We start from the raw sequence: 10,314 nt of genomic DNA on the forward strand, positions 1-10,314 counted from the left end.
GATCCGTCTGCGTGTGGCTTCCTTGTATCTCGGTACCAAGGTTGTGGCAACCTTGAAAACCTTGACAAATCCCTTGAACTCCTTGTCGTTCATTTCTTCTACGAACGTCGCATATTCATCGGGGTGGCTGTCAAGCCACTCCCTTATCAGTCTTTTGAAATTGTCATATTCCTGTTGTCCCATATAGGTTTAGTCTAAAAGTTTAACGAGGTCTTTCTTCATCTCTTCGTCAATATCCCTGTACCGTCTGAAAGCCTTGCTGCCTTCCTTGTGTCCCGACAGTGCCGAAACAAGATTCGGGTCTTTCACTTTCTTATAAATATTACCGATGAAGGTGCGTCTTGCAAGGTGGCTGCTTGCCACTTCATAAAGCGGTTTTTTGACTTCATCACGTGTTAACGGGTCTAATATAGTGACAATCCTGTCCACTCCTGAAAGTTTGAATATCTTTTTTATTGCCTCATTATATTTCTGTTCGGAAATAAACGGCAGAAGTTTTCCCTCATGGTCTTTATACCGTTCGAGAATTTCCTTTGCCTTGTCGTTCAACGGTACACGTACCGTTACAGGATTGCCCTCTTTGGTTTTCTTCGGTATGTATTCAATGGCTTCATTTACCACGTTCAGTTTGGTCATTCTGTACAGGTCGCTTACTCGGCATCCTATAAGTGTCTGGAAAATGAAGATGTCCCTCTGTATCTCCAGCTGTGGGGTAGCTGACAGGTCAGCATTGAAAATCCTGTCCCTTTCTTCAAGGTTGATATAAACAGGAGTTCCGTATTTGCATTCCTCTATCGGAAACTTGTCAAACGGTCTGTTGGAGGTCAGCTTGTTGTCGAAACACCACAGAAAGAATGTGCGTATTCTTGAAAAGCAGTCTATCAGAGTGTTTTTTCCACGTGGTTGCGGAGTTCTCTTTTCTGGAATGGCTTCATAAATGCTCGGGTACAATTCATAATATTGGTATTCGTTCTCGAAGAAGTCCCACATGTCCCGAAGCGTTTCAGGTGTGACGGTATCAACATCAAGAACAAAGCCTTTTTGCCCTCTTTTGGTTTCCCGTACATACAGTTCATAACGCAATAAGGTTCTTTTTACCACCCTGAAATTCTTTTTCCTTACTTCCGATAACGGATGCTTTTCCAGAAAACTGTCAAACAGCTCTCCGAAAGTTGGCTTGATGGCAATCTCTTCCGGTGTGAAATACTTTTCAGGATGATAATATCTGTCTAAGGTCAGTTTCAGCCATTCTTTATCAACGGATTCTTTTTCCGTATGAAAGGATTTTTCCACATAGGTTTTCAGCTTTCGTATCTCTTCATTTATACCAGTCCTTAAATCTTCGTTGCAGACAGCTTTTGTTTTTACACACTCTGCTTTGTCATCCCACAGGTTGGGATTGATTGAAAGCTGGGTAGGAGCAACAGAATCAAGCAGTCTTCCATTTCTCAGACGGATATAAATAGTTGCGGTTGATTCAGTATCATACCGTTTTGCCGCTTTTTTAATGATGAAAGTTACTTTCATAGGCTTACAGGTTAAATATCTATCTGGATGCAAATATAGATATTTTCCCCACATTTTCCCCACATCTGCTAAATAATTTGCAATCGGATTAATTCGGATTAAAATTTAATATAATTGTAAATGATTGATATATAGTTATATTGCTGTGTTTTTCTGCGTTTTTCTTTTTACCCACATTTTCCCCACTTTAATTATTTCAAATGCGGGTCTGGGTACAGAGTTGGAGAAGGATGAAAATCTTTCTCCTTTTTTATTTCCATACCTTGTAATTCGTTGGTTTACCCCGCCCGGCACGACCGGACAAGACACAAAAAAAAGGGAGCCGGTTTGAAACCAGCTCCCTTTTCTGCTCTTCGTCTTGGACTTGAACCAAGGACCCTCTGATTAACAGTCAGATGCTCTAACCGACTGAGCTAACGAAGAATGTTGCATTTAAGTTTTGCTCTTCGTCTTGGACTTGAACCAAGGACCCTCTGATTAACAGTCAGATGCTCTAACCGACTGAGCTAACGAAGAATGTTTTTTCTTAAATGCGGTGCAAAAGTAATAGGATATTTTGAAATATGCAATATCTTTGCGAAAAATTTATCGGAAATGGACAAAATATTAGGTTTAGGGAATGCATTGGTGGATGTTTTGGCTCTTTTGGACACCGATGAAGTGCTGAAAGAAATGGAACTGCCCAAAGGAAGCATGACCTTGATAAACGAAGATAAACTACAAAAAATCAACCAGTATTTCGGCCGGATGAAGACACGGCGGGTCATTGGCGGCTCTGCCGGAAACTCGGTGCGCGCACTGGCCTGCCTGGGTGCCGGCACGGGATTCATCGGGAAGGTGGGAAACGACGAGAACGGAAACTTCTACCGCGAGCGGCTCAAGTTCCGCGGAGCGGAGTCTCATCTGCTTGTCTCCCCCACGATGCCTTCGGGCGTGGCTTCCACCTTCATCTCGCCCGACGGCGAGCGCACCTTCGGCACTTATCTGGGGGCAGCGGCCACCCTGACGGCGGAAGAGCTTTCGCTGGAGATGTTCAAAGGCTATGCCTACCTGCTTGTGGAGGGCTTTCTGGTACAGGACCACGACACTATTCTGCGGGCCATCGAACTGGCCAAGGAAGCCGGGTTACAGGTTTGCCTGGACCTGGCCAGCTATAATGTAGTGGCCGAAGACCATGCCTTCTTCCTGAAGCTGGTGAACAGATACGTAGACATTCTTTTTGCCAACGAGGAGGAGGCCAAGGCCTTCACGGGAAAGGAGGCCGAAGAGGCTCTGGGCGTGATGGCCAAAATGTGCAGCATCGCCATTGTAAAGGTGGGCGCGCGGGGCTGCCTCATCCGTAAGGGTACGGAAGAGATGTTCGTGAAGGCCGTCCCGGTGGACAAGGTGGTGGACACTACGGGTGCGGGCGACTATTTTGCCGCAGGTTTCCTCTACGGCCTGAGCTGCGGCTACTCGCTGGAGAAGTGTGCCCGCATCGGCTCCTTGCTGGCCGCACGGGTAGTGCAGGTGGTAGGCACCGAGCTGCCTGAGAAGGAGTGGGAAAAAATCAGGAAAGAAATAGCAGAAAGTGGAATCTTAAATAATTGAACAAGGTGAAGAAGTACGTTAGATTGCGTTGGATGGCGGCACTGCTGCTGGTGGTGGGCGCCGTCCTGTTTTGGAGCTTCAAGAACGGCGACAGCCGAAGCTTCCAAGTGGCCAAGAACCTGGACATCTTCAGCTCCATCGTGAGGGAGCTGGACATGTTCTATGTAGATACCATCAACCCGGACAAGACCATCCGCGAGGGAATTGACGCCATGCTCTATTCGCTGGACCCCTATACGGAATATTACCCCGAGGACGACCAGAGCGAGCTGGAACAGATGCTGCGCAACTCGTACGGGGGCATCGGCTCCATCATCTCCTGGAACCCCAAGCTGAAGCGCTCCGTGATAGCCGAGCCCTACGAGGGGATGCCGGCAGCCACGTCGGGACTGAAGACCGGCGACGTGCTGATGGAGATAGACGGCGAAGACCTGGCCGGAAAGAACAACCAGGAGGTGAGCGAAATGCTGCGCGGGCAGGTGGGAACCAGCTTCAAGCTGAAAGTGCAGCGCCCCGGCACCAAGGGACTGCTGGAGTTTGAACTTGTGCGCCGTTCCATCCAGCTGCCCATCATACCTTATTATACGGTACTCGACCACCAGATTGGATACATCAACCTGAGCACCTTCAGCGGAAATCCGTCCAAAGAGTTCAAACAGGCTTTCCTCGACCTGAAGAAACGCGGCATCACCTCGCTGGTCATCGACCTGCGCAACAACGGCGGCGGACTGCTGGACGAGGCGGTAGAGATTGCCAACTTCTTCCTGCCGAGAGGAAAGACGCTGGTCACCACCAAAGGGAAAATACCCCAGGCAGACAACACCTACAAGACCCTGCGCGAGCCGATTGACCCGGACATCCCGCTGGCCGTGCTTGTCAACGGGTCTACGGCTTCATCGTCCGAAATCCTGGCCGGCTCGCTGCAAGACCTGGACCGTGCCGTCATCGTCGGCAACCGCACCTACGGCAAGGGCCTGGTACAGACCACCCGTAACCTGCCTTACGGCGGAACCATGAAGCTCACCACCTCCAAGTACTACATCCCCAGCGGACGGTGCGTACAGGCCATCGACTACAAGCACCGCGGCGACGGCGAGGGCGGCGAGCGCATCCCCGACAGTCTGACCAACGTGTTCCACACCGCAGCCGGCCGCGAGGTGCGCGACGGAGGAGGCATCCTGCCGGACATCGTGGTGAAGCAGGAGAAACTGCCCAACATCCTGTTCTATCTGGTGAACGACAACCTCATCTTCGACTATGCCACCGACTACTGCCTGAAGCACCCCACCATCCCCGCTCCGGAACAATTCAAGGTGACCGATGCAGACTACGCCGACTTCAAGGCCCTGGTGAAGAAGGCCGACTTCAAGTACGACCAGCAAACCGAAAAGATGCTGAAGAACCTGAAGGAAATGGCCGAGTTCGAGGGCTACCTGACCGACGCGCAGGCCGAGTTCGAGGCGCTGGAGAAGAAGCTGACGCACAACCTGGACCGCGACCTGGACCACTTCTCCAAGGAAATCAAGAACATGATAGCCCTGGAAATCATCAAACGCTACTACTACCAGCGCGGCTCCATCATCGAGCAGCTGAAGGACGACCCCGACCTGAAGGAAGCCGTAAAGGTGCTGACCGCTCCGGCAGAATATGCCAAACTGTTGAGCGCCCCTGAGGCATCCGTCTGACGGCGTTCCGATAGGGGGGAGGCTTTTGTGGCCCCCGGCAACGGACGGGCGCGGATGAACGCAAGCCGTGGAAGGCTTCGCGTCTGTCCGCGCCCGTCCGCCTTTTTTCCCGTGGCGGCCGGATGAGGCTTCCGCCGTCCGTTCGGGGCCGCTGCGGGCGGCTGCCGATGGAGCCATCGGCTGTCTCTGCCTGTCCGATGTGTCAGCCTTTCCCCGCTGTTTTCTTGCAAAAGGACAGGAAAACGGCCTTTTGGCTGACGGCTTCTTTTTCCGGAAGGAGCGGAATAGGGCGGAAACGCCCCGTTTTGCAGGCGTCTTGAGGGCGGAAATGCTTGCTTTCGGGGCGGAAAAGCCGGTTTCCGGAGTGGAAAATACTTGTTTCGGGCGGCCGGAATGCTTGTTCCGTCCGTCCACAATGCTTGTGCGGAGCAACCGGGACGCTTGTGCGGCGGCCGAAGAGGGAATGTCGGAAGCCGGATTGGGCCGTTTGGAGCCTCCGCAGACTGCTTCTCCGCTCTATTTCAAATGTAAACATTTCGCTACCGCGCTCTGAAAGAACGGGATAGGCCGTACGGCCTTCAAAATTTCGCGCAACCTTTCCCGCGGGCCGAAATACGCCATTCTGAGGCGGTCTGTCCGTCAAAGTGTCAGAATGTCAAACCGGATGAAAAAATCTTCCCCTTTCGCTTGCATTCTTCCCAAATTCTCCCTTACTTTGTTTGTTGTTGAACTTTAAAAAAGAGAATATCAGACTATGGGAACGAACAAGAAAAAGGTGATGCACACCGCAAAGGAAGAGAGACAAGGCAAGAAAGTGCTGATAGGAATTGCTGTCGCCATGATGGTGCTGGTGATTCTGATGTTTGTCCTTTACTCCGTCTGACCGTGCAGTGACGTCACGCTTATGGCGCAAGAAATTGAACGCAAATTCCTCGTCGACGGCGAATACAAGTCGCAGGCCTTCAGCCACAGCCGCATTGCGCAGGGCTACATCTGCAGCGCGCGCGGGCGGACGGTGAGGGTGCGCATCCGCGGTGACAAAGGCTACCTTACCATCAAAGGTGCGGCCGACCCGCAGGGCATCAGCCGCTACGAGTGGGAAAAGGAAATCCCCCTGGCAGAGGCGGAGGAACTGATGAAGCTCTGCGAGCCGGGCCTGATAGACAAGACGCGCTACCTCGTGAGGTGCGGCAACCACGTGTTCGAGGTGGACGAGTTCTACGGCGACAACGAGGGGCTGGTGCTGGCCGAGGTGGAGCTCAAGGCCGTGGACGAGCCTTTCGAGAAGCCCGGCTTCATCGGACAGGAAGTGACGGGCGACGTGCGCTACTACAACGCCCAGCTGACGCGGCACCCGTACAAGTCGTGGACATAGCCGCCGGCGGCCGACCCCTGTCCGCCACCCATATTTCCAGCCTATGGAAAAGCTATACGAATACCTGCCCCGCGAACTGGTCACCTTTGTGCTGGTGACGGTGTTCTCGCTGCTCATCGGGCTTTCGCTGCGGCGCATCAGCCTGAAGCGCGAGGGGGAGACCATGCTGTTCGGCACCGACCGCACGTTCACCTTCATCGGCATTCTGGGCTATCTGCTCTACATCCTCGACCCGGTGGACTACCGCCTCTTCATGGGCGGCGGGCTCATCCTGGGCCTGCTGCTGGCGCTCAACTACTACGCCAAGCAGTCGCAGTTCCACGTCTTCGGGCTCACCACCATCGTCATTGCCCTCATCACCTACTGCATCGCGCCCATCGTGGCCACGCAGCCCTCGTGGTTCTACGTCATGCTGGTGGTCACCGTGCTGCTCTTCACCGAGCTGAAGCACACGTTCACCGAGCTGGCGCAGCGCATGAAGAACGACGAGATGATTACGCTGGCCAAATTTCTGGCCATCAGCGGCATCATCCTGCCCATGCTGCCGGACAAGAACTTCATTCCGGGCATCAACCTGACGCCCTACACCATCTGGCTCACCACGGTGGTGGTGTCCGGCATCTCCTACCTCTCTTACCTGCTGAAGCGCTATGTGTTCCACGAGTCGGGCATCCTGGTGTCCGGCATCGTGGGCGGACTGTACAGCAGCACGGCCACCATCTCCGTACTGGCGCGCAAGAGCCGTGCGGCCTCGGCGCAGGAGGCTCCCGAGTACGTGGCTGCCATGCTGCTGGCCGTCAGCATGATGTTCCTGCGGTTCCTCATCCTGATAGGCATCTTCAGCCTCACCACGCTGGCCGTCATCTATCCCTACCTGCTGATTATGTCGCTGGTGTCCGGCGGGGCGGCGTGGTACCTGCACGTCCGCTGCAGGCGGGCGGGAGGCGTGACGGGTGCCGAAGGGGCCGACGACGGCAGCAACCCGCTGGAGTTCAAGGTGGCGCTTATCTTTGCCGTGCTGTTCGTGGTGTTCACCGTGCTGACTCACTACACGCTGGTCTATGCCGGCACGGGCGGACTGACGCTGCTCTCGTTCGTCTCCGGCGTGAGCGACATCACCCCCTTCATCCTGAACCTGCTTCAGGGCACGGGCAGCGTGGCCGTGCTGGTCATCACCGCCTGCAGCCTGCAGGCCATCGTCAGCAACATTGCCGTCAACATGTGCTACGCCCTCTTCTTCGCAGGCCGCAAGAGCCCCCTGCGGCGCTGGATTCTGCGCGGCTTCGGCTGTGTCATAGCCGCCAACCTCTGCCTGCTGCTGGTCTTCTACCTGTTCTGAGGAACTCCCCCAAAAAGAAGGTGCGGCCCAACGGTGATGGAATTCCGTTGGGCCGCACCCTCTTTGGGGCCGGTACATTCCGGCAGGGGTTGTCCGCCTGTCATTCGATGTACTGGGGAGTAAACTTGAAGTCGGAAGCGCCGCCTGCGCGGGTGAACTCGGTTCCGGTATAGTCCTTCGGACCCGGCATGAACAGGGCGTGTTGCAGGATGTATCTTACCCGTTCCTTCTGCTGTTCGCTGAAGCTGTTGGCATCGGAGACGGCATAGTCCATGATGTTGGTCGAACGGAATTCCTGGCCGGTCTGACTGTTGGTACGCATCACGAACGTCTGGTAAGCCTCGGACGACTTGGAGGTGATGGCGGGGTTGTAGGTCAGATAGTTGGTCAGCTTGGTGTCGTACTGGAACTTGTTGTAGGGCGGCGTGTCGGTGCAGTAGTCCGTATCCTGGCTGGTGTTGGTGTTACCCGTTTCCAGTTGGTTGAAGGCGTGGTACAGTCCGAGGAAATGGCCCAGCTCGTGTGCCAGCGTCACGGCAATGTCCGATACCGAGTATGCCTCGTCATCGTTGGTCAGGTCGTAGATGTACTTGTTGTTGATGCATACACATTGGGGATACGGATTATCTTCCAGATTGGCGCCTTTCATGGCCGTGCTGATGCCTTCGAGCGCATACGGCTCGGGCAGCCACGGGAATTGGGAGATGCCGAGAATCTGGCTGTCGGAGAAGTTGTAGAGCATGACGTTGATGTATTTGCTCGTGTCCCACAGCAGGTCCTTGTATCTTTGCTCTCCGCTGCCCATGAAAGAACTGCAATCCATGGTGGTGTACTGCCACTTTTCGCGGCTTACGCCCGGTTCCTCCAGACGGTTGCCTTCGGGGTCCTCGGTAGCCATCACAAACTCCAGGTTCAGGTCGGTGCCGCATTCGCGGTAGTATTGGTTGACGCGGTCCATTACCTTTTGCAGATGTCCGGCCTCAATATAATGCTGGGTGTTGTTGGCATTCCAGTAGAGGGCGTGGAACACGACGGGCAGTTTGTAGTGATGGTTTTCGCTGTAAGCATAGGCTTCCTGCTCGATGGCGATGGACTGGCTGAGACCTTCTTCGTTGGTCAGTGTGACGGTGCCCGTACGTTTGTCCTGATTCAGGTTTTCGTCTACGGTCAGCGTCAGCAGGGTCTGCGGTTCGTTCACCTGCCATTCTACCCACGCAGGTGCGGCCGATACGGTCCATGCGCTGGTGCTTGCTACGGCTATTTCGTACTGACTGCCTCCGATTTCGGCAGTCAGTTCGGTTTCATCTATGGCAAGCGCCGGCGTAACATCGTCGTCGGAGCAGCTGAAGCACAAAGTCATTGTGAACAGCAGGAACAGATATTTCAGTTTCATGTTTCGTCAGTTTGTTGGTTTATTCATATTCGAATGCTACAGACTTGTTCACACCGCAACTGATGACGTTGTCCACTGTATAGCGCGAACCGCTTTCGTTCTTTGAAACGATAATCAGCACACGTACGTTGGCCAGGTTCTCGATGTCCATGCTGTTCAGGTCGAACTCGTGTACGAACATCTGTGTTTCGCCAGCCTGGCACTCTTCTTTACCGCCCAGGTTGCTGCCTGTGATGGGGCTGGTCGATGAGATGCAGCGCAATACGTTGCTGTGATGGGTGAAGTCGTAGGTTTCTTCCAATGTCTGATAGCCGTTCATTTGTCCTTCAGCCTAGATGTTGTCTTCTACCACCCAGGCACACACACGGTATTTTCCGGTTTGGCCAACCTTGACAGAAGCTGTAACGCTGAGGCTGCCCGATGCTTCCGTGCCCGAAACGGCGGCACTGATGCCGGTGTTGGCTGCCGTTTTCAGTTGTTCCTGAGCTTCGGACTGGATGCGTCCGCATACGCTGGCCGGAGAATCAGAGCCAAAGACACCCATGATTTCGCTGCTCGATTGCAGGTTGAAGAGCAGTGCCGGGATGCCGGAGTTGGAGATACCGGTTTCTTTCAGAACGGTATTGCTATAAGTCGAGAGCATGTCGTCGCCCGACATAACGCCGTGTGCGGCAGCCACTACAGTGCTTTTGTATTCCTCGGTTTTCTCGTATTCGGTCAGTCCGGCAATCATCATCGGACAATAAGTACAGCCAAGGCTTGTACCCTGCAGGGCAAGGATGCGGTGCTTGAATCCGTCGAATTTGGTGGGTTGCGGGTCGGCAGGCAGTTCTTGAATGCCAGTTACTACGACCACACTGATAGTGGCCGACATTTCGCTGTTGTAGCTGGCAAAGAAAGAGTATTCGCCGGCAGTGGTCGAAGCAAACGTCGTTCCGCTGAACTGTTCGAAGGAGCTTCCTTTCTTCTGGTAGATGGCGGCCTGGTCTGTAACGTCTTTGCCGCCTTTCAATACGGTGAAGACAGCGGCGTCTGTTCCGTTGTTTTCAATATAGGCGGCCGATGCCTTGAGCGTCAGTGTGCCCTCGACATTGCCTCCGTCGGCAGGGTCGTCTGTTCCCGGGTTGCCTGTACATGCGGCTGTGAATGCCAGAATGAACAGGCAGGCCAGTAAATTCCAATATTTTTTCATAATGTTCTTTTGCTTTTAATTTAGAATGAAGTGGTTAATGTCAAGTTGGCGCCTGTATAGGCAGGGGTGTATCGGCATACGCCTCCCGAGCATACATATCCGGCGCGGTTGCGTCCGTAGCTCAGTTGCAGGCGTGTGTTCTTTTGCGTGTAGCTGACGGAGCCGCTGTAATAGTGTACTTTGGTTGTGCCCAGGTTGTACATGTCGCTCACC

General features: G+C 53.8%; 11 protein-coding genes and 2 tRNA genes. 5 read left to right on the plus strand and 8 right to left on the minus strand.

Annotated features, from left to right (window positions below; genetic code table 11):
• The 4 genes from Q1Y74_RS11360 to Q1Y74_RS11375 all read right to left on the minus strand — a co-directional run.
• Positions 1-183: DUF6043 family protein (locus Q1Y74_RS11360; RefSeq protein ID WP_300814443.1), on the minus strand; the 183-nt coding region annotated here is incomplete at its 3' end.
• 6 nt (positions 184-189) lie between these two features.
• Positions 190-1,527 (minus strand): site-specific integrase, encoded by a 1,338-nt coding sequence (locus Q1Y74_RS11365; RefSeq protein ID WP_300814444.1) that lies wholly within the window; start codon positions 1,525-1,527, stop codon positions 190-192.
• Between the two features lie 349 nt (positions 1,528-1,876).
• A tRNA-Asn gene (locus Q1Y74_RS11370) sits at positions 1,877-1,950 on the minus strand.
• A 19-nt stretch (positions 1,951-1,969) separates the two neighbouring features.
• Positions 1,970-2,043, minus strand: a tRNA-Asn gene (locus Q1Y74_RS11375).
• A gap of 78 nt (positions 2,044-2,121) precedes the next feature.
• On the opposite strand from Q1Y74_RS11375, the gene Q1Y74_RS11380 reads away from it, so the two are divergent.
• The 5 genes from Q1Y74_RS11380 (at position 2,122) to Q1Y74_RS11400 (ending at position 7,516) form a co-directional block, all read left to right on the plus strand.
• A complete protein-coding gene (locus tag Q1Y74_RS11380; RefSeq protein WP_300814445.1) occupies positions 2,122-3,117 on the plus strand; it encodes an adenosine kinase in 996 nt (331 codons plus the stop codon).
• A gap of 32 nt (positions 3,118-3,149) precedes the next feature.
• A complete protein-coding gene (locus tag Q1Y74_RS11385) occupies positions 3,150-4,802 on the plus strand; it encodes a S41 family peptidase (RefSeq protein ID WP_300814453.1) in 1,653 nt (550 codons plus the stop codon).
• A 754-nt stretch (positions 4,803-5,556) separates the two neighbouring features.
• On the plus strand, positions 5,557-5,685 hold the full coding sequence (locus Q1Y74_RS11390) for a hypothetical protein (protein ID WP_300814446.1): 129 nt from the start codon (positions 5,557-5,559) through the stop codon (positions 5,683-5,685).
• A 21-nt stretch (positions 5,686-5,706) separates the two neighbouring features.
• Positions 5,707-6,177: a CYTH domain-containing protein gene (locus tag Q1Y74_RS11395; RefSeq protein WP_300814447.1), complete on the plus strand. Its 471-nt coding sequence runs from the start codon at positions 5,707-5,709 to the stop codon at positions 6,175-6,177.
• Between the two features lie 43 nt (positions 6,178-6,220).
• Entirely contained in the window at positions 6,221-7,516 is a 1,296-nt protein-coding gene (locus Q1Y74_RS11400) for a DUF4010 domain-containing protein (RefSeq protein ID WP_300814448.1), read from the plus strand.
• Positions 7,517-7,616: 100 nt separating this feature from the next.
• Here Q1Y74_RS11400 and Q1Y74_RS11405 read toward each other — a convergent pair whose 3' ends face one another.
• From Q1Y74_RS11405 to Q1Y74_RS11420, 4 genes are all read right to left on the minus strand, one after another.
• Positions 7,617-8,909, minus strand: a complete 1,293-nt coding sequence (locus Q1Y74_RS11405; RefSeq protein ID WP_300814449.1) for a zinc-dependent metalloproteinase lipoprotein — start codon at positions 8,907-8,909, stop codon at positions 7,617-7,619.
• Between the two features lie 19 nt (positions 8,910-8,928).
• On the minus strand, positions 8,929-9,228 hold the full coding sequence (locus Q1Y74_RS11410; protein WP_300814450.1) for a hypothetical protein: 300 nt from the start codon (positions 9,226-9,228) through the stop codon (positions 8,929-8,931).
• Positions 9,229-9,240: 12 nt separating this feature from the next.
• A complete protein-coding gene (locus Q1Y74_RS11415; protein WP_300814451.1) occupies positions 9,241-10,101 on the minus strand; it encodes a hypothetical protein in 861 nt (286 codons plus the stop codon).
• Between the two features lie 20 nt (positions 10,102-10,121).
• The coding region (locus tag Q1Y74_RS11420) for a DUF6029 family protein (RefSeq protein ID WP_300814452.1) at positions 10,122-10,314 on the minus strand (193 nt) is incomplete at its 5' end.

The organism is uncultured Bacteroides sp., from assembly GCF_949298305.1.
Taxonomy (GTDB): domain Bacteria; phylum Bacteroidota; class Bacteroidia; order Bacteroidales; family Bacteroidaceae; genus Bacteroides.

Coding starts and splice junctions, on each gene's coding strand:
- Q1Y74_RS11390 (WP_300814446.1), top strand. CDS start 5,557: ATGGGAACGAACAAGAAAAAGGTGATGCACACCGCAAAGGAAGAGAGA.
- Q1Y74_RS11380 (WP_300814445.1), top strand. CDS start 2,122: ATGGACAAAATATTAGGTTTAGGGAATGCATTGGTGGATGTTTTGGCT.
- Q1Y74_RS11400 (WP_300814448.1), top strand. CDS start 6,221: ATGGAAAAGCTATACGAATACCTGCCCCGCGAACTGGTCACCTTTGTG.
- Q1Y74_RS11405 (WP_300814449.1), bottom strand. CDS start 8,909: ATGAAACTGAAATATCTGTTCCTGCTGTTCACAATGACTTTGTGCTTC.
- Q1Y74_RS11415 (WP_300814451.1), bottom strand. CDS start 10,101: ATGAAAAAATATTGGAATTTACTGGCCTGCCTGTTCATTCTGGCATTC.
- Q1Y74_RS11365 (WP_300814444.1), bottom strand. CDS start 1,527: ATGAAAGTAACTTTCATCATTAAAAAAGCGGCAAAACGGTATGATACT.
- Q1Y74_RS11395 (WP_300814447.1), top strand. CDS start 5,707: ATGGCGCAAGAAATTGAACGCAAATTCCTCGTCGACGGCGAATACAAG.
- Q1Y74_RS11385 (WP_300814453.1), top strand. CDS start 3,150: ATGGCGGCACTGCTGCTGGTGGTGGGCGCCGTCCTGTTTTGGAGCTTC.
- Q1Y74_RS11410 (WP_300814450.1), bottom strand. CDS start 9,228: ATGAACGGCTATCAGACATTGGAAGAAACCTACGACTTCACCCATCAC.